18 protein-coding genes are annotated in these 19691 nt (G+C 36.1%); 11 read left to right on the forward strand and 7 right to left on the reverse strand.

The window, feature by feature from the left end; genetic code table 11:
* Positions 1 to 12: 12 nt before the first annotated feature.
* The 4 genes from pdhA to Q8S25_RS08890 are packed head-to-tail and all read left to right on the forward strand — an operon-like array spanning position 13 to position 2932.
* Positions 13 to 1008 carry a pyruvate dehydrogenase (acetyl-transferring) E1 component subunit alpha gene (gene pdhA / locus Q8S25_RS08875; RefSeq protein WP_305536886.1) on the forward strand — a complete coding sequence of 332 codons (996 nt, stop codon included), beginning with the start codon at positions 13 to 15 and terminating at the stop codon, positions 1006 to 1008.
* Positions 1009 to 1034: 26 nt separating this feature from the next.
* Complete coding sequence (locus tag Q8S25_RS08880) at positions 1035 to 1724, forward strand: tol-pal system YbgF family protein (protein ID WP_305536888.1); 690 nt, start codon at positions 1035 to 1037, stop codon at positions 1722 to 1724.
* The gene (gene ribH / locus Q8S25_RS08885; protein ID WP_305536890.1) at positions 1724 to 2203 is read left to right on the forward strand and encodes a 6,7-dimethyl-8-ribityllumazine synthase; all 480 of its coding nucleotides are present in this window, start codon (positions 1724 to 1726) and stop codon (positions 2201 to 2203) included. The genes Q8S25_RS08880 and ribH overlap by 1 nt, the downstream gene beginning before the upstream one ends.
* 9 nt (positions 2204 to 2212) lie before the next feature.
* Complete coding sequence (locus Q8S25_RS08890; protein WP_305536892.1) at positions 2213 to 2932, forward strand: (Fe-S)-binding protein; 720 nt, start codon at positions 2213 to 2215, stop codon at positions 2930 to 2932.
* A 3-nt stretch (positions 2933 to 2935) separates the two neighbouring features.
* Here Q8S25_RS08890 and rnr read toward each other — a convergent pair whose 3' ends face one another.
* The 3 genes from rnr to Q8S25_RS08905 are packed head-to-tail and all read right to left on the reverse strand — an operon-like array spanning position 2936 to position 6535.
* Positions 2936 to 4897 (reverse strand): ribonuclease R, encoded by a 1962-nt coding sequence (rnr, locus tag Q8S25_RS08895; RefSeq protein WP_305536894.1) that lies wholly within the window; start codon positions 4895 to 4897, stop codon positions 2936 to 2938.
* Positions 4894 to 5979: a tetraacyldisaccharide 4'-kinase gene (gene lpxK / locus Q8S25_RS08900; protein ID WP_305536896.1), complete on the reverse strand. Its 1086-nt coding sequence runs from the start codon at positions 5977 to 5979 to the stop codon at positions 4894 to 4896. Before lpxK ends, rnr begins: the two co-directional genes overlap by 4 nt.
* The gene (locus Q8S25_RS08905) at positions 5969 to 6535 is read right to left on the reverse strand and encodes a 5-formyltetrahydrofolate cyclo-ligase (protein ID WP_305536898.1); all 567 of its coding nucleotides are present in this window, start codon (positions 6533 to 6535) and stop codon (positions 5969 to 5971) included. Before Q8S25_RS08905 ends, lpxK begins: the two co-directional genes overlap by 11 nt.
* Before the next feature lie 95 nt (positions 6536 to 6630).
* Between Q8S25_RS08905 and Q8S25_RS08910 the strand changes: the two genes are divergently transcribed.
* Positions 6631 to 8277 carry a beta-N-acetylhexosaminidase gene (locus Q8S25_RS08910; protein ID WP_305536900.1) on the forward strand — a complete coding sequence of 549 codons (1647 nt, stop codon included), beginning with the start codon at positions 6631 to 6633 and terminating at the stop codon, positions 8275 to 8277.
* A gap of 54 nt (positions 8278 to 8331) precedes the next feature.
* On the opposite strand, the gene Q8S25_RS08915 is transcribed toward Q8S25_RS08910, so the two are convergent.
* From Q8S25_RS08915 to hutI, 3 genes are all read right to left on the reverse strand, one after another.
* Entirely contained in the window at positions 8332 to 8535 is a 204-nt protein-coding gene (locus tag Q8S25_RS08915) for a hypothetical protein (protein WP_295190494.1), read from the reverse strand.
* Positions 8536 to 8714: 179 nt separating this feature from the next.
* A complete protein-coding gene (locus Q8S25_RS08920; protein ID WP_305536903.1) occupies positions 8715 to 9767 on the reverse strand; it encodes a formimidoylglutamase in 1053 nt (350 codons plus the stop codon).
* A 42-nt stretch (positions 9768 to 9809) separates the two neighbouring features.
* Positions 9810 to 11048 (reverse strand): imidazolonepropionase, encoded by a 1239-nt coding sequence (gene hutI / locus Q8S25_RS08925; protein ID WP_305536905.1) that lies wholly within the window; start codon positions 11046 to 11048, stop codon positions 9810 to 9812.
* A 26-nt stretch (positions 11049 to 11074) separates the two neighbouring features.
* Between hutI and Q8S25_RS08930 the strand changes: the two genes are divergently transcribed.
* The 3 genes from Q8S25_RS08930 (at position 11075) to ctlX (ending at position 14336) form a co-directional block, all read left to right on the forward strand.
* Positions 11075 to 11761 (forward strand): spheroidene monooxygenase, encoded by a 687-nt coding sequence (locus Q8S25_RS08930; protein ID WP_305536907.1) that lies wholly within the window; start codon positions 11075 to 11077, stop codon positions 11759 to 11761.
* A 226-nt stretch (positions 11762 to 11987) separates the two neighbouring features.
* The gene (locus Q8S25_RS08935) at positions 11988 to 13418 is read left to right on the forward strand and encodes an arginine deiminase family protein (protein ID WP_305536909.1); all 1431 of its coding nucleotides are present in this window, start codon (positions 11988 to 11990) and stop codon (positions 13416 to 13418) included.
* A 6-nt stretch (positions 13419 to 13424) separates the two neighbouring features.
* Complete coding sequence (gene ctlX, locus Q8S25_RS08940) at positions 13425 to 14336, forward strand: citrulline utilization hydrolase CtlX (protein ID WP_305536911.1); 912 nt, start codon at positions 13425 to 13427, stop codon at positions 14334 to 14336.
* Positions 14337 to 14341: 5 nt separating this feature from the next.
* Here the strand turns inward: ctlX and Q8S25_RS08945 are convergent, their stop codons facing one another.
* Positions 14342 to 15244, reverse strand: a complete 903-nt coding sequence (locus Q8S25_RS08945; protein ID WP_305536913.1) for an SDR family oxidoreductase — start codon at positions 15242 to 15244, stop codon at positions 14342 to 14344.
* Positions 15245 to 15369: 125 nt separating this feature from the next.
* Between Q8S25_RS08945 and pfkA the strand changes: the two genes are divergently transcribed.
* The 3 genes from pfkA to Q8S25_RS08960 all read left to right on the forward strand — a co-directional run bounded on the left by pfkA (position 15370) and on the right by Q8S25_RS08960 (position 19633).
* The gene (gene pfkA / locus Q8S25_RS08950) at positions 15370 to 16353 is read left to right on the forward strand and encodes a 6-phosphofructokinase (protein WP_305536915.1); all 984 of its coding nucleotides are present in this window, start codon (positions 15370 to 15372) and stop codon (positions 16351 to 16353) included.
* A gap of 31 nt (positions 16354 to 16384) precedes the next feature.
* The gene (gene pyk, locus Q8S25_RS08955) at positions 16385 to 17875 is read left to right on the forward strand and encodes a pyruvate kinase (protein ID WP_305536917.1); all 1491 of its coding nucleotides are present in this window, start codon (positions 16385 to 16387) and stop codon (positions 17873 to 17875) included.
* 99 nt (positions 17876 to 17974) lie between these two features.
* Positions 17975 to 19633: a beta-N-acetylhexosaminidase gene (locus tag Q8S25_RS08960; protein ID WP_305536919.1), complete on the forward strand. Its 1659-nt coding sequence runs from the start codon at positions 17975 to 17977 to the stop codon at positions 19631 to 19633.
* Positions 19634 to 19691: the final 58 nt, after the last annotated feature.

A 19691-nucleotide genomic window follows, 5' to 3' on the forward strand; every position in this document is an offset into this window, starting at 1 on the left:
AATTTTTGAAAAGTGGCTACAAAGTTTTCTAAAGAAACCTACCTTTATTGGTATGAATTAATGCAGCTGATTCGTCAGTTTGAATTAAAATCAGAAGAAATGTATAAAATGGCTGGAAAAATCCGTGGATTTTTTCACGCTTATATTGGCCAAGAAGCAATTGCGGCTGGCTGTATGACTGCTACTCAGGCCGATGATCCTTTTATTACTGCTTATCGTGATCATGGTTTAGCATTAGCAAAAGGAGTATCTGCCAATGCTTGTATGGCCGAATTGTATGGTAAAGCAACAGGTTGTGCAAAGGGTAAAGGTGGAAGCATGCACTTCTTTAGCCTTGAACACAAATTCTTTGGCGGACATGGTATTGTAGGAGCACAAATAGGTACGGGTGCTGGCTTAGCCTTTGCAGAAAAATACAAGGGAACTCAAAACGTAGTACTTTGTTATTTTGGCGATGGTGCTGCACGTCAGGGTATGTTGCATGAAACGTTTAACCTTGCCATGCTTTGGAAGCTTCCAGTAATCTTTATATGCGAGAACAACAATTATGCAATGGGTACTTCTATTGAAAGAACCAGTAACGTAATTGATATATACAAATTAGCAGACGCATATGAAATGCCTGCGGATAAAGTAGATGGAATGACACCTGAAACTGTGCATGATGCAGTTGCAAGAGCGGTAAAAAGAGCTAGAGAAGGCGATGGCCCTACCCTGCTTGAAATGAAAACCTATCGCTACAAAGGCCATTCGGTTTCTGATCCGCAGAAATACAGATCCAAAGAAGAAGTAGAAGAATACAAAGACCAGGACCCCATCATTAAAGTAGCTTCTACCATCTTAGACAATGGTTTTGCAACACAAATAGAACTTGATGCAATCAATGCACGCGTAAACGCAATTGTTGACGAATCAGTTAAGTTTGCAGAAGAAAGTCCTTGGCCAGATGACAGCGAAGTTTTGAAAGATGTATACATCGACCAGAATTATCCATTTATTGTAGATTAATTTATTAAACAGCATAATCAATTATAATGAGCGAAAAACAAGCGCCTGAAGTTGTATCTCAAGAGGCAGCACATAAAGTAGAATCTAGTTTTGCAAAAATCCAAAAGCCCCTTTTAGGTGCTATAGTTGCTGCCTTAGTAATAGGTGGTGGTTGGTTTTCTTACCAACAATATGTAGTTAAACCAAAAGAGGAAAAAGCTGCAGAAGCTTTATTTAAAGCAGAGCAATATTTTGCAATGGACTCTTCTAAATTGGTCTTGAACGGAGACGGCCAATATAAGGGTGTTTTAAATGTAATTAGCAATTTTGGCGGAACAAAAGCTGCTAACCTAGCGCATTACTACGCTGGTATTAGTTACCTTAAATTGGGTGAATTTGATAATGCCGTTAAACATTTAAAAGATTTCTCTACCGATGCAAAACAAGTTCAATTGTTGGCTTCTGGTTGTTTAGGTGATGCATACGCTGAATTAAATAAAAAAGAAGAAGCTATTGATGCTTATAAAAAAGCAGCCAACACTTTTGCTGAAGATGAAACAAATTCATCTGAATATTTATTCCGTGCTGCTTTGTTATTAGAATCTACTGGCAAATCACCAGAAGCATTAGAGCTATACAAAGAATTAAAAACTAAGTTCCCTAAAACAGATAAAGGTTTTCAGGCCGATAAATATATTTATCGTTTGAGTATCGAAAAAAATGACCTTGCTGAATAATGGCTACAAAAGGAAATACATCATTAAACAAAGGCATCCCCACTCTGGAGGATGCCTTTGTTGTTATCATTAAAACGGAATGGAACAGTGCCATCATTAACGCTTTAGAAAAAGGGGCAAGGAAACTATTGAAAGCTTCTTCCGTTTCGGTTAAAACATTGTTAGTACCAGGTGCATTTGAATTGCCCTTTGCCGTTAAACAACATTATGCTTACAGCAAGCGAGTGCCAGATGCTTACATTGTACTAGGGGCAGTTATTCAAGGCGATACTCCACATTTTGATTATGTATGCAAAGGGGTTACAGATGGCATTATGCAATTAAATTTGCAAATTGATGTACCTGTTATCTTTGGGGTGTTAACCGTTTTGAATGAACAACAAGCCATTGAAAGAATCGGTGGAATACATGGTCATAAAGGTGAAGAAGCGGCAATAACAGCACTAAAAATGATTCAATTGAATCGTGCAATAAAATAACTACCATAGATGAACGTGCAAATTTTTGTTCCTTGCTTTATAGATCAACTCTATCCTGATGTAGCTTTTAATATGGTAAAAGTATTAAAGAAAGCTGGATGTACCGTTCACTATAATACTTCACAAACTTGCTGTGGTCAGCCCGCTTTTAATGCCGGATTTCATGGGGAAGCAAAAGAAGTTTGTACTAAATTTTTACAAGATTTTGAAGGAGCTGAATATATTGTTGCACCAAGTGCAAGCTGTGTGGGTTTTGTAAAAAACTATTATAAACAAGTGTTTGAGAACTCAGCTTATAAAACGCAAGCTGCTAAAACCGCTGAGCGTATTTTTGAATTTTCTGATTTCTTAGTGAATGTATTGAAAGAAACAAATTTTGGTGCAGTATTAAATGAGAAAGCTACTTACCATGATAGCTGTGCGGCACTTAGAGAGTGTAAAATTAAAAATGAACCAAGACTCTTATTGAATAATGTAGCAGGATTAGAATTGATAGAAATGAATGATGTAGAAACCTGTTGTGGTTTTGGTGGCACTTTTGCAGTAAAATTTGAACCCATTAGTATTGCAATGGGTAATCAAAAAATAAACAATGCTTCCGATACAGGTGCAGCCGTTCTTATTAGCACCGATATGAGCTGCTTAATGCATATAGATGGATGTGCTAAGCACGAAAACAAAAATATGCGAATGATGCACTTGGCCGATGTGTTGGCCAGTGGTTGGTAAACTTTATCCCAACTCCCACTCAAAATCCAACTGACGTTTTTCCAAATTAGCGGCTACTAGTGTAACGGTAACTTTATCGCCCATTTTAAATATTCGTCCACTTCGTCTGCCTACTAAACTGTATTCCGATTCTACCAACCTAAAATCATCAAAATCGCTAAGACTAACAATACTTACTAATCCCTCGCACTTGTGTTCTACTGTTTCTACAAAGAACCCAAAACTGGTTACTCCACTTACTACTCCTTCAAAAGTTTCACCTATATGAGATTGTAAAAACTCTACTTGTTTGTATTTATTTCCTGCCCTTTCACATTCCATTGCTGCCCGCTCCCTTTCACTGGTATGCTTACATTTCTCTGTCATTTTCTTATCAATCATTGGGGAACCATCTAGTACAGTTTGTAATACGCGATGTACCAATACATCGGGGTATCTTCTAATGGGCGAAGTAAAATGACAATAATGCTCGAATGCCAAACCATAGTGGCCAATATTTTCTGGCGTGTAAATAGCTTTGGCCATGGTTCTAATTCCTAGTTGTTCTAATACATGTTGTTCGGGTTTACCATGTGCATCGGCTAACATTCCATTAAAGCTATGTGCAATCGCTTGTGGGCTAGATATATCAAAACTATGCCCATATCTTTTTGCATATTGAATAAATGGTGCTAATTTTTCTTCATCGGGTTGATCATGCACTCTATACGGGAAAGGAATTGGCTTTTTATTTACGTGCTGCTTGGCAATATTTTCAGCTACTGTTCTATTGGCCAACAACATGAACTCTTCAATTAATTGATGCGATTCTTTACTTTCTTTTACAATAATACCAATAGGAACTCCTTTTTCGTCTAATTGGAATCTTACCTCTTGAGAAGAAAAATTAATGGCCCCTTTACTGAAACGTTTCTTTCTTAATTTTTGAGCAATATCATTCAACAATAGAATCTCGTTTTTATGCAACCCCTCTTTGGTTTCTATAATTTGTTGTACATCTTCATAGGTATATCGGTGATCAGAATGAATTACCGTTCTGCCTAACCAATATTGTTTCACTTCTCCATTTTCATTGGTTTGAAAAATGGCAGAGAAGGTAAGCTTGTCTTCATGAGGTCTTAAAGAACAAAGCTCATTAGAAATATGTTCGGGCAACATTGGATTTACCCTATCAGGTAAGTACACAGATGTAGCCCTTTTGTATGCTTCTGCATCTAATGCAGAGTCGGGTAAAACATAATGACTAACATCTGCAATATGTACTCCTATTTCATATTTGTTGTCGCCTAATTTTCTAATAGAAATGGCATCATCAAAGTCTTTTGCATCAACAGGGTCAATGGTGAATGTAAGCAAAGCCCTACAGTCTCTTCGTTTAGCAACTTCTGCTTCATCAATAATATCAACTAATCTGCCAGCTTCTTCTACTACTTCATCAGAAAAACTCAATGGGAATCCAGCTTCGGCTAAAATTTCTTTCATGGCTGCGTCATTCACATCATCCGGGGCCATTATACTTATGACTTCTCCTACAGGCTTTTTATCTTCTTTATCCCAACGAACCAATTTCACCAATACCTTATCTCTATGCTGCGCCCCATTAATAGATTGCATGGGGATATACAAATCTGGCATTGGCTTGTCTGAATCGGGTACAAAAAAAGCATGGTGTGCAGATACTTGTAATCTTCCAATGAATTCAGTTTGTTTTCGCTCTACCACTTCGGTAATTTTTCCCTCTTTTTTGCCTGTTCTTACATTCTCTCGAATCACTTTAACTCTTACCGTATCGCCATTTAGTGCAGTGCCAAAATCATTGGGCCTAACCAACACATCTCCTGATTGGTCATCAATTAACACATAGCCCATTCCTGAACGAGTTACTTCTAGTTTCCCTTTCAAGGTTTGAACGGTAATGGTTTTTGCTTTTTGCTTTTGCTTAGACTTTGGTTTCTTGGTACTCATGCGGTTGGATTGAAATTAAAATCTTGAATGAACTTAATCAGCAATTCATTAAAATGCCAAGATTCATCAAAAAGGATTCTATGTCTGATAGGGATAACAAAGAAGGGCAAACTGGTTAATTCATCTTTGAATTTAATCAATCTAACTGCATCTTTTTCTGTGGTAATAAATAATTTTCTTTCTGCAGAAATATTATCAAATTTCTGCTTCATTTCTTTTAAGTCGTCTATTGAAAAAATATGGTGATCTGGATAGTCTTGCTGGTAATAAGTGGTTGCTTTTTGTAATAAATAATCTTTAAGCGGCTTTGGATTGGCTATACCACATACCAACATAACTTCATCCATTGAGTTGATGGAATACTGTATACTGCTGTCGCAAATATGGTAAGGTATACCATACTCAATACATGTAAAAAATACTTTTTGGGATGGCAAGGGCTTGAGCTCTCTTAATATAGTAGATTTAGTTTTCTCATCCATTTCAGGCGGACATTTAGTAACAATAATGACTTGCGCTCTATTAGCCGAAGCCCATTCGTCTCTTAAATCTCCTGTTGGCAAAAAGAAATCACTGGTGTATAAATTACTATATTCCGTTAATAAGATATTGAAGCCTGCTCTTACCGTTCTATGCTGAAATGCATCATCAAGTATAATCGCTTGTAATTCTGGATGGTCTTGTAATAAATGTGGTATGGCAACAATTCGCTCTTCTCCTACTGCTACTGCTACTTGGGGGAATTTCAAAGCAAATTGCATGGGTTCATCGCCTATTTCTAAAGCAGTGGTTTGATTATTGGCTAAAGCATAACCCTTGGTTCGTCTTTTATAGCCCCTGCTTAAAGTGGCCATCTTAAATTTAGGGCTTAACAACTCTAGTAAGTACTCTACCATTGGAGACTTTCCTGTTCCTCCCACAGCCAAATTACCCACGCAAATAATAGGGAAATTAAAAGCAGCAGATTTAAGAATATGCTTGTTAAACAATCTATTTCGAATCATTATAATTAAACCATATAGTGCCGCCAGAGGCAGCAACAAAACTCGAAATGATTTAAGAAATAGGGTATTAAAATTCATAAATACGCTTAGGGGTAATACCTAGGTGTAAAGGTATATCAAATTCGTGGGTGTCACTGATTAGTGGTATTGGATCAAAGTAAGAAAACCCAATTAATGCAGTATGTTCTTCTTTTTTTGCTAAAAATCGATCATAATACCCTTTCCCAAATCCTACTCTGTAACCTGCTTCATCAAAAACCAACAGTGGAACCAAAACCAAATCTATTTCGCTTAGTTGGATTGTTTCACCAGATTTAGGCTCTGTAATACCCCATTGATTGGTTTGGTATACGGTATCTTCGTTCACCATAATCGCTTGCATTACTTCTTGATTTTGTACAACTGGATAAGCCAACTGCAACTGTGGTATCATATGTCTTAAATAGCCATTAAATAAATGCGTATTGGGTTCTGACTTATTCGCCATTGGCCAATAACTTAAAACAGTTTGAATTCCTTCAAAATTGATTTGTTGAAATTGAATCAATAATAAATCGTCCAATTTTAGTCGATCTGCACCATGTAATTCATTTCGCTTATTAATATAATGGGCTCTTAAATCTGCTTTAAGCATAACAATTTTGTGAAAGGTGGTAATTTATCCCATGCAATTTACCAAATAGCCAATCAATTTGATATTTTTATACCAATCCAATTATTCCAATAGTCATGAAAAGATTATTTATCACCGCTATTATACTTTGCATTTGCTTGTTTGGTATGGCACAAAATGCAAATTCAATCATCCCCAAGCCTGCGTTTATTAGTTATCCTCATAGCCAAGATCCTTTTGTTTTAGACAGCAAACAACTTATTTTTTATGAAGCAACTTATGAACTACAAGCCCAATACCTACAAGAAAATATAGCAAAACAAACCGGCATTGTACTTAGTTTGAAAAAAAGAATAGATCCTTATAAAGAATCAGCTGCTGGCATTTATCTTGTTCCCATTAAACCGTTCAATCAACCTGCAGAAAAATATGAACTAAACGTAATTAGGCAAAACATAGCTATTCAATACCAAGATTTAAGGGGGCTAATAAATGGCATTCAAAGTTTATTGCAATTAATGCCAATTGGGCAATTTAATGCTGTAAAAATTTCGCCCATTCATATTGAAGACTATCCAAGATTTGCTTACAGGGGCATGCATTTAGATGTTGTAAGACATATTTTTCCAGTAAACTATATCAAAAAATATATTGACTATTTGGCTTTTCATAAATTCAATACCTTCCACTGGCATTTAACAGACGACCAAGGTTGGCGAATTGAAATGGATGCTTACCCAAAGCTAAACACGATTGGGTCTTATAGAAACGAAACTTTAATTGGTCATTTCAAAGACAGCCCTGCCCAATATGATGGAACCAGATATGGTGGATTTTATACCAAAGCCGAAATAAAAGAGATTGTTCAATACGCAGCTATAAGGGCCATTACTGTAATACCTGAAATAGATATTCCTGGGCATAGCCGTGCAGCAATTGCTGCTTATCCTGAGCTCAGCACCAAACCAGATACAATTTGGAATGTTGCTACTACTTGGGGCATGTATAATAGACAAAATAATGTATTGGCTCCAAAACCAGCTACATTCAAATTTTTAGAAAAAGTATTTGATGAAGTAGTTGCACTTTTCCCTTCCCCTTATATTCATGTAGGAGGAGACGAGTGCAGTAAAATTTGGTGGAAACAAGACCCGGCAACACAGGTTTTCATGAAGCAAAAAGGATTAAAAAATGAAACGGCATTACAAACCTATTTTATTGAGTTTATTGCAAATCACCTAAAATCAAAAGGAAAGCAAACGATTGGCTGGCACGAAATAAACGAAGGAGATTTAGATACATCCACCATTGTGATGAATTGGGGAACAGAAAAGCAAGCTATTGAAGCTGCAAGCAAAGGATTCAATGTAATTAATACGCCTGGCAAACCTTTTTATTTTGACCATTATCAATCACTTGATCCCAAAGATAGTTTAGCTATTCATGGGTATAACCCATTAGAGGCTGTGTACAATTACAACCCCATTCCTGCTACTATTATTCAAAAAGGATTGAGCAATAAAATAATTGGAGGACAAGCCAATGTTTGGACAGAATATATGGGTAATGAGAAAAAGGTAGACTATATGATATTTCCTAGAATGACTGCCTTAAGCGAAACGCTTTGGAGTATTCCAGAAAAAAAGAACTACATAGATTTTTTAAAAAGAATTGAACAAACTGCCATACCGAGATATTTGTTTTGGAACAGCAGTTGGTTTAAAGACTATGCTAAATGGGATCTAAGCAAATTGCCTAAATAAAAAATCCGCTGAACATATTAATGTAATCAGCGGATTTTAACAAGTTTACAGCAACTAGAACTGTGATTTAAAATTTCTATTTGCAGACTTCATTTCTCTATGAATCTTCCAAAGATCAACTGCACGAAATGCTTTCTTTTTTTCTTCTCTGTTTTGTACAAACATGTCTGTTGCTAATGTTTCTCTTACTTCTTGTACTAATTCGTTTAAATGCGCCTTATCTATCTGTACGATAGAAGGCATAACTTCACCTTTCATTGTATTACTATTTTATTTTTTACAAATGTTGTTGAGCAGGGTAGGAAATTTATTGTTACCGTTAGAATAGAATGGCCTTCTATTTGTCTACCTGAGAAATACTCTTTAATAATTGCTCAATTCCGCCGCAAATGTACGACGTGTTAGGACAGTAAAAAAATTAAACTGTAAAATAAAAGTTAATATATCATGTGACCTTTCACAAAATCACTAACTAAATAGCTGATTAATTTGCCTGTACCTGGGTCTTTTTCACCATTAGACAATTGGATGGCTCCTTCAGATATATGTAAATAGGCTGCTTTAGTATCTGCAGCTGCAAATTGCATATACTGCCTCGCTTGAATGGGCGAAATACCTACTTTAGATTGGGCGCTAGACAATGTATCGGCAATAGCATCCATGTCTAATTCAATGCCACATAATGTATCTTCCGTAAATGATGTTGCATGTGCAACTGCCTGAATAAATGTTCTTTTTTCATGCACAAATATGTCTTCATAAGTAATGCAATCAATAAATGGATTATTAACCATGTCCATCCAAACATTCTGAGGAATATAATTTTCGTGCAAACCTATTACACAATATTTTTCTAAATACCCGTCTTCTTCTGCATAAGAAAATCCATTCCCACTATGCCTTCCTTCCATGGGTCTAAAATCGGCATGTGCATCTAAATTAATGGCATTAATTTGAGCAATGGGTATTACTCCAGCTTTATAAAATCCTTTTGCAGCACCTTTAATACATGGGTATGCATTATTATGCCCCCCTCCAATTACGATGGGTATTTTTTTGTTTTGAGTTATGATATGTATCAATTGTTCTACTGAATCATCAATAGTATTAACTGCATGTCTATATGCAGCCATTTTCTCTTCTTCATTAAAAGCATTCTGATCAATCAGTTCTGCAATAGTTGCAAAATCAAAATGGCCTAGCACCATTATATTGCTCCCCTCTAAAAAATCATTACTTTGAATGTTTAGAAATGCTTTTAAAAAAGCCAACCATGCACTGTCTGTTCCACCTATTCCCCCATTCGCTTTAACACCAATATCTTCGGGTATTCCTAGAATAATATAACTGGCAGAACTTGCTTGCAAGCTTGCTTCAATATTTGCTGAATTAGCAACAACCTGTACCCGCTCTCCTAATTTGGTTTCAAAACGGCGAATTTTAGTGACAGAAAGTATATCCTGTTTATTATAAAATTTAAAATGGTGCATGGTCATGTATTTTAAATGGATAATTCAGTTACTTAAATATAACTAAATAAACCGACCATTAATCATAACCTTTTCAATCAAATTACTGCCAAATGAATAGGGCAAGTAAGCCAATGAAGGAATGGGCTGTGTAAAAATTAAATTGGCTCGCTTACCAACAGTAATACTTCCAACTTCATCTTGTAATTCCATTGCAAATGCCCCATTAATGGTAGCTGCATTAATGGCTTCTTCTGGTTGCATCTTCATTTGAATGCAACTTAGCGCTACCACAAAATTCATATTCCCACTTGGGCTAGATCCTGGATTGTAGTCTGATGCTAGCGCCAATGCTGCATTAGCATTGATTAATGTTCTAGCAGGCTGGTAAGGCATTCGAAGAAAAAAAGCGGCAGTAGGCAGCATGGTACCAATAGTATTAGATGCACCCAAAGCTTGAATAGCTGTATCATTCATGGTTTCTAAATGATCTACTGAAACAGCTCCTAATTTTACCCCTAGCTCTACCCCACCCGACGCATGTAATTGATTGGCATGTATTTTTGCCTTAAGTCCATAAGATTTACCAGCCTCGCAAATGCGCTGGGTTTCGGCCACACTAAAAAAACCTTCTTCACAAAAAACGTCTATATAATCGGCTAGTTGCTCTTTTGCAATCACAGGCAACATTTCATGTATAATTTGATCAATATATCCATTGTGATTTTCTTTAAATTCCAATGGGTATGTATGCGCACCTAGAAAGCTTGCTTTTACTGGAATAGGAGCTGATGCCTTTATGCGTTTAATTACACGAAGCATTTTCAATTCGTTTTCTGTATTAAGCCCGTAGCCACTTTTTATTTCAATAGCACCCGTACCAAGTTTCATCAATTCTTGCAAGCGAGTCATAGCTTGCAAATACAGTTCGGCTTCAGTTGCTTGGGCAATTTTTCTTGCAGAATTGAGTATCCCCCCCCCTTTTGCCGCTATTTCAGCATAAGTTAACCCATTTATTTTATGAACAAACTCCTCTTCTCTACTAGCTGCATAAACCAAATGTGTATGGCTATCGCACCAACAAGGAAGTACCGAAGACCCAACGGCATCAATCAACTCAGCCCCATGTAAATGTTCCGCATTTAAATTATGCATTGAACCATATGCTTGAATAATCCCATTATCAACTACAATAAATGCATTATCAATAATTGGAAGTTGCGAAAGTTCTGCGCCCCTTACAACTATTGAATTGGTTCTGGTGTTAACCAATTGTTTGATATGTTGAATGACCCATTTCATTGCCGAAAATTAGTTTAATTTAATGTATGATTGCTACTTTAAGTATAGTTAGATATCCCGTTTATTTAGGTTGGGCTGGTTTTTTATCAATGGCTTTATTTAGACTCCCGCTTTGGTTAAGTGGGAATATTCAATTCTATAAACTGATGGGATGTGGTAGAAATGGCACTTTCGATAAAACACCTGATTGGAGGCAATGGGCCTTACTAACCATTAGTACAAGTGTTAATGCTGGCCATAGACCTTCCTTAATTAAATTTTGGTGGAAATTTTTTGGTGTAGAAATTTGGGAACTCCAATTAGAACCTATTGAAGGTCATGGCACTTGGGACGGGAAACCCGTCTTTGGAACTTTGCCTAAACAATCAAACTATGAAGGACCTATTGGAATTTTAACAAGAGCAACCATTCGCCCTTCTCAGCTGGGCCGCTTCTGGTCGCATGTTGACGCCATTGCACAACAAATGGCTGGCGCTGATGGGTTTGTAACATCTGTTGGAATAGGCGAAGTACCCTGGATTAAGCAAGCCACTTTTAGCATATGGGAAAGCAAAGAAAACATGCGACAGTTTGCTTATAAAATGAAGGAACACGCTGAAGTAGTAAAGAAAACCCACCAAGAAAAATGGTACAGTGAAGATATGTTTGTTCGTTTTAAACCCCTAAAATCGACTGGTACCCTAAATGGGAAATTGCCATTTGAAATAAAATAGTAATTTGCACTAAGTGAACCATTGTTCTACCATATCTTTTTTAACATCGCATTTTGCGTGGATGTACAGGGGCCTGAACCCAATGCCCGATCATTGAAGGGTCGTTAACTAAGGTTGATACAAAATAAACTTGTGGATTAATAGGTTTTGAACTACCTACTTCCTGTGATTAAATATTACTTGAAGAACTGTTTTATACATTCATGCATTTTATAAAATTTTTTATATGAAAGTTTCTGTTACATCTGAAATTGGCACTTTAAAACGATTATTGGTACATAGTCCCGACAGTGGTTTAGGAAAAGTAGTACCCTCTAAAGCCCAAGACTGGCTTTTTGAAGACATTGTACACTTAGATACCATTAGAAAAGACGAGTACGATTATTATACCAAAATCTTATTGTACTTTTTAGACCCTGAAAAAATAAAAGGGAAATTAAACGAAATTGATAGCACACAAAATAATCGAGGATTTTATAAACCTGAACACCAAAGCTTTTATAAATCAGATAAAGTAATTGAATTACAATGGCTCTTATCTGAAATATTAAATAATAGTGATATTAAAACTAAACTAGTATCATCTGTATGTGCCATTGAAGGTTGTACTTATCAAATTCAAAATGAACTATTGAATTATGAACCTACCGAATTGGCCAAAACCCTTATCTCTGGCACATCCCAAGAAAGACAACTTTTGTTTGCGCCAATACCTAACTTTATTTTCACTAGAGATATTGGCATCACCATTAAAGATCATGTGTTACTAAATAAGCCAGCTAAAAAAGCAAGAACAAGAGAAGCTTTGTTGGCGAAATATATTTTCTTTAACCATCCCCTATTTGCTGATTACACCAATAAGATTATTGAATTATCCGATTCGCACCATAGCTTTTTATTGCCCAAAGAAGACGATGAAAGAAAGATCACATTAGAAGGTGGAGATATAATGGTTGTTAGCGAGAATCATATTTTGGTAGGAGTAAGCGAAAGAACTTCCTCGGAAGCGGCCGTTAAAATAACGCAAACCCTTTTTGAAATGGGATTAATGGACAAAGTAACCATCGTAAAAATTCCGAAGAAAAGAGATTACATGCATATTGACACTGTTTTTACGCAAGTAAAAAGAGATGTATGGGTTATGTTAGGAAATTTTTCTAGAAAAGCGGTGAAACATGAGGATGAATCTGCCGTAGAAAGAATTCTTGAAATTAAAAAAGAAGAAAAGATTAAAATTTTACAATTTCATAGAAGTAATCCAGAAAATCCTATCTCATTTGAAAGCTTAGAAGACTTATTAGTAGATATAAGTAAAACGGATTTGAAATGTACCAATGAAGTTCGTTTTATTTTTTCAGGGAACAACGAATTCCCTTACAGCGCCAGAGAGCAATGGACCGATTCTTGTAATTTATTGGCACTAAAAGAAGGCGTGGTTTTGGGTTACGACAGAAACGACAAAACTACCGAAGCATTTAGAAATGCAGGCTTTACCATTATTGGAGTTAAAGAATTATTACAACAATTAGAAAACAACAGTATAACAATTGATCAAATTAAAGACACTTTTATTCTAATGCCCTCTGCAGAACTGTCTAGAGCAAGAGGTGGATTTCATTGTATGAGTATGCCTTTATGGAGAGAACCAATCAATTAATGAATTATGCAACACACCAGTCACTTATTAATGATACAACCCGTTCATTTCAGCTTTAACGCAGAAACGGCGGTGAACAATAGTTTTCAAAACAAATCGGATCAAGCTAATGTACAAGCTAAAGCAAGAGAAGAATTTGAACAATTTATTACTGTACTAAGGGCCCATGATATAGACGTTACAGTAGTAGAAGACACACCTGATCCGCACACGCCTGATTCAATTTTTCCCAACAACTGGATTTCTTTTCACGAAGATGGAAGCATTTGCCTTTACCCAATGTTTGCAATCAACAGAAGGCTTGAAAGAAAACCTTCTGTTTTAACAGCAATTCAGCAAAAATTTGTAATTGGGCATACCAATGATTTTACTTCTTATGAAAAAGATGCACTTTTCCTAGAAGGTACCGGGAGTATGGTTTTAGACAGAGATAAGAAAATTACATACGCATGCCTTTCGCCTAGAACCAACCAACAAGTATTAGATGAATATTGCAAAAAAATGCAGTACCAGGGAGTATCGTTTGTAGCAGTTGATGAAGCAGGTGCACCTATATACCATACCAATGTTATGATGTGCGTTGCAGATGATTATGTAGTCATCTGTTTAGATTCCATCAAAGATCCAAATGAACAACAATTGGTTAAGCAATCAATCAGTAATTCGGGAAAAATAATCATTGAAATTGACTTTAATCAAATGAATCATTTTGCAGGAAATATGCTTCAGGTTCACAATACCAAGGGAGAAAAATTTTTGGTAATGTCTAGCCAAGCTTATCATGCATTAACACCCAAACAGGTTGAAACCATTCATTCATTTAATCAAATCATACATAGTGATATTTCAACAATAGAGACAAATGGTGGTGGAAGTGCTCGTTGCATGATGGCTGAAATATTTTTACCACTTAAATAAACGTATTATTTTTTGATCAATTGATCCGCTAAAAAACTTTTACGAACCCCCTCTGCAAATGAGTGGGGTTTATAATTTAATACCTCACGCGCCCTTTCAATTTTAAGCCCAGATTGTTTGGCTCTAATAACAGGCTCAGGAAAACTATTGCTGTCTACTGCTTCAATCAAATGGACATTTAATGATAAACAGTTGGCTACTTCAACAGCCATTTCGTATGGTGTAATAATTTCAGCACCAGCCAAATGAAATATACCTTGGTGATTTTCTACAATAATTGTTTCTAGTCCTTGACATATATCGTATACATATGTAGGCGTTCTTTTTTGATCATTCACCACTTTGATTGATTTCTCTTGCATGAGTTGCTTTTGAACCCATTGAATAAAACTTGGACGAGAACCCGGCAATTCAGGACCATATATAAAAACTGGTCTTACTATAACAGCATGAGGCATATTTTGCTTCACCCAATTTTCAGCTTGTAGTTTACTCTCTCCATAAAAGTTAAGCGGACCAGGTATATCTTCTTCTCCGTGAGGTCCATTTTCACCAAATATAAAATCAGTTGAAAAATAAATGAATCTAGCCTGATGCTTAATTGCAGCTTCTCCTAAATGAATGGTGGCCTGCACATTGTGCAACAAACAATTTTCACGCTCATTATTGCATTCGTCGGGTTTACTCATTGCTGCAATATGTATAATCCAATCGGGTTGAATTTGATGGATAATTGCATCAACTGAACTAACATTCGTTAGTTCACATGTATGATAATGAATTTGATTATGTTTGGCCAAACGGGCTTCCCCTCTTGAAAGGGCATATACATCAAACCCTTTGTTAGCAAGGTATTGAGTAGCATGTTGACCAGTAAAACCATTTGCGCCTGTTACAACTATTTTCATACAGCAATGCTACGAAAAATCACATAAGAACACTACAAGGCAATGTCCTTTCAAATCCGTATTTTTGGAATTCCGTGTATACAGTACACATTAAGATTGTCTTATAATAAAAGAGATTGAAAAACATGGGCAGTAAAAAAGTTAGCAAAATTGGGGTATTAACTTCTGGCGGAGATGCACCAGGAATGAATGCTGCCATCAGAGCTGTAGTTAGAACTGGAATTTACAATGGATTAGAAGTATTTGGAATCATGAGGGGATACAGTGGTATGATAGACGACGATATTCAACCCATGAATTCGAGATCAGTTGCTAATATTATACAAAGAGGTGGTACAATTTTGAAAACGGCAAGATCCACGATTTTTATGGAGGCCGATGGTAGAAAAATTGCCTACGAGAACCTAAAGAAAAGGGGCATAGATGGATTAGTCATTATAGGTGGGGATGGGAGTTTTAAAGGTGCTCAAAAATTCAGCAATGAATTTGACATTCCTTGTATTGGCCTTCCTGGAACCATTGACAAAGACATTGCAGGTAGCGATTTTACCATTGGTTTTGATACAGCAGTAAATACTGCAGTAGAAGCGATTGATAAAATAAGGGATACTGCCGATGCACATGACAGATTGTTTATTGTGGAAGTGATGGGACGAGATGCAGGATATATTGCTTTGCACAGTGGTATTGCCACAGGAGCGGAAAATATTTTAATTCCTGAAACCGAAACTGATATTGAAGAACTGATACAGTCTTTGTCTGAACAAGAAAAGAGAAAAAAACTGGTGAATATTATTGTGGTTGCAGAAGGTGATAAATATGGAGCCAATGAAATTTCTAGTATTGTTAAAAAAAGACTGCCCAATGCAGACACAAGGGTTTGTATTCTAGGTCATATTCAAAGAGGTGGCTCTCCTACCTGTTTAGACAGATTAATAGCAAGTAGAATGGGTTTTGCTGCTGTTGAGTGTTTATTAAATGGCACCAACAATGTAATGGTGGGTATTCTAAACAATCAATTACATTACACTCCATTAGACCATGCAATTAAAGCCAAACAAAAAATTTCAGAAGATTGGCTAAGAATCGTAAAAATATTAGCTAGTTAACCCCCCAAACAAAAAAAACTAAAACTATACAATGTCAAAGAATTTAGAGAAGTACTTACACAAAGAGATGGACAGAGAAGCGGGCGTTAAACACGTGATGCACAAAACTAAAATTGTTGCAACTGTAGGACCAGCATGCGACTCTTACGACCAATTATTGAATTTGGTGAAAGCAGGTGTAAACGTATTTAGGTTAAACTTTTCACATGGCAGCCACGAAGATAAATCGGCTATTATTGAACATATTCGAAATATTAATAAGACACAACCTTACAATATTGCCATCTTAGCCGATTTGCAAGGTCCTAAACTAAGAGTTGGTGAAATTGAAAACAACGCATTAGACTTACAAGTTGGCGACATTTTAACTTTTACCAATGAGAAATGCATTGGAACAAAAGAAAAAATTTATGTTTCTTACCCTAACCTTGCTGGCGATGTGGTTATAGGAAACTTGATTATGATAGACGACGGTAAAATTGAAGTAAAAGTTACTGGAATTGAAAAGAATGGTGATGTTAAAGTGGTTGTTACTTTAGGAGGTATCTTGTCTTCGAAAAAAGGTTTAAACTTACCCGATACCAAAATTTCTTTACCTGCATTAACTGAAAAAGATTTAATAGACTTAGAATTCATTATAGAACAACAATGTGATTGGGTTGCGCTAAGCTTTGTGAGAAGTGTTAAAGACATTGTTATTTTAAGAAGCAAATTAGACGAGAAGAAAAGCAAAACTAAAATCATTGCGAAAATTGAGAAGCCAGAAGCATTGGTGAATATTCGCGATATTATATTAGAAAGCGACGCAATCATGGTTGCTCGTGGAGATTTGGGTGTTGAGCTTCCGGTTGAACAAATTCCTTTGATTCAGAAAGAATTGATTCGTAAATGTATTCACCGCGCTAAGCCTGTTATTGTTGCAACTCAAATGATGGAAAGCATGATTGATAGAGTGAAGCCCAACAGAAGTGAAATTACCGACGTAGCTAATGCAGTATTAGAAGGTGCAGACGCAGTAATGTTAAGTGGAGAAACTGCCGCAGGTCAACATCCTGCATTAGTGGTTGAAACCATGCGCAAAATTATTGCTGAGGTAGAAAAGAAGGAATATAGATACAATCGTTCAGAAGACTTAAAACCACAACCACACTCTCCTTCTTTTTATAGCGATGCAATTTGTTACAATGCAGCCAAAATGGCCGAAGACGTATCTGCCAATGCTTTAATTGGTATGACACAAAGTGGTTATACTGCATTTATGCTAAGCAGTTACCGCCCTTCTTCTCCACTATTTATTTTTACAAAGGAAAAATCGTTGGTGAATCAATTGAGCTTAAGCTGGGGGGTTAGAGCATTCCATTATTCTGAAGAAGAAAGTTTAGATGATATAGTTGCAGACCAAATTGACATATTAAAACAAAGAGGGTTTGTAAAATCTGGGGATGCGGTAATTAACACTGGTAGCACTCCTATTGATCAACATTTACCTACCAACTTAATTAAACTTACTCGAGTAGTTTAATTCAATCCTATTTTAAAGATCTTTAAATACCTAACAATAAAAGATTCCTCGGTCAGAGGAATCTTTTTTATTTTTATACTCTAACGAATAATTACCAATATGAAAAAACTTTTCCTAGCTATTTGCATATTTGCTTCACTAATAAGCATTGCCCAAGAAAGCCCAATTATTCCACAGCCAGCATCTCTAAAAATGGGCGAAGGTAGTTTTACTGTAAACAATAAAACATCTATTGTTACTAAAGGCGCTGGTTTAAATAAATCAGCAAAATTTCTACAGGCTTATTTAAAGAAAATGTATGGCTTGGTTTTACCAATTTCAACAACAGCTGGAAACAAAAGCAATATTGTGATTTCAAATGCTAAAATAAATCATTCCATTGCAGGTGCATATGAATTGGAAGTAAACAGCAATGGAGTAGTTATTGCAGGAGATAATGAAGCAGGGGCATTTTATGGTGTTCAGTCTTTGATACAATTATTCCCTTTTACAAAATCAGCCAATTTGTCTATTCCTCAGTTATTGGTTAAAGACCAGCCCCGTTTTGCTTATAGAGGGATGCACTTAGACGTTGCTAGGCATTTTTTTCCAGTAGACTTTTTAAAGAAATACATCGACTTTATTGCCATGCACAAGATGAATACTTTTCATTGGCATTTAACCGAAGACCAGGGGTGGAGAATTGAAATAAAAAAATACCCTAGGTTAACCGAAATTGGTGCATTTAGAAATGGAACCACTATTGGAAGATATCCTGGAACTGGTAATACCAATACTCGTTATGGTGGTTTTTATACCCAAGCTCAAATAAAAGAAATAGTACAATATGCTGCCGATAGATATGTAGAAGTAATTCCAGAAATTGAATTACCTGGGCACTCTTCTGCTGCAATTGCTGCTTACCCAGAATTAAGTTGTTTTCCTGATTCAAGCACCAAAGTGCCTGCTAAAATTACATGGAATGGTTCAACTAAGGGAAAGCAGGTACAACAGACTTGGGGAGTATTTGAAGATGTATTTGCTCCTACTGAAACCACTTTTAAATTTTTAGAGAATGTATTTGATGAAGTGATTCAATTATTCCCTTCAAAATATATTCATATAGGTGGAGATGAGTGTCCTAAAGAAGCATGGAAAAAATCTGCTTATTGTCAGCAATTAATTAAAGAAAAGGGATTAAAAGACGAGCATGGTTTACAGAGCTATTTTATTCAGCGAGTAGAGAAATACTTGAACAGCAAAGGAAAACAAATCATTGGCTGGGATGAAATACTAGAAGGAGGATTAGCCCCTAATGCAACTGTGATGAGTTGGAGAGGCGAAGAAGGAGGAATAGAAGCAGCTAAACAGAAACATAATGTGATAATGACCCCAGGTGGTTGGATGTATTTTGATCACAAGCAATCTAAAAATGAAGACTCAGTAACGATTGGTGGATATACAACTGTTCAAAAAGTGTACAGCTATGACCCAATTCCTAAAGCCCTTTCGGCAGAAGATGCTAAATATGTGTTGGGTGCTCAAGCCAATGTTTGGACAGAATATATGACCAATACTTCTAAAGTTGAATACCAAATTTTTCCAAGAATGAGTGCATTAAGCGAAGTTCTTTGGACGCCAAAAGAACAAAAAAGCTGGCCCGATTTTGAAAAAAGATTATTAAATCAATTCAAACGCTTCGATTGGTTAGGCTTTAATTACAGCAAAGCTTATTTTGATCCAGCCAACAATACTCCTGTAACAACCAAAAAGCCTTAAATAGCCGCAAAAAACGGCGAAATTAATGCAGATTTATGAAGCTTTAACGTATATTAGC

The sequence above is a fragment of the Sediminibacterium sp. genome (assembly GCF_030695065.1).
GTDB lineage: Bacteria > Bacteroidota > Bacteroidia > Chitinophagales > Chitinophagaceae > Sediminibacterium.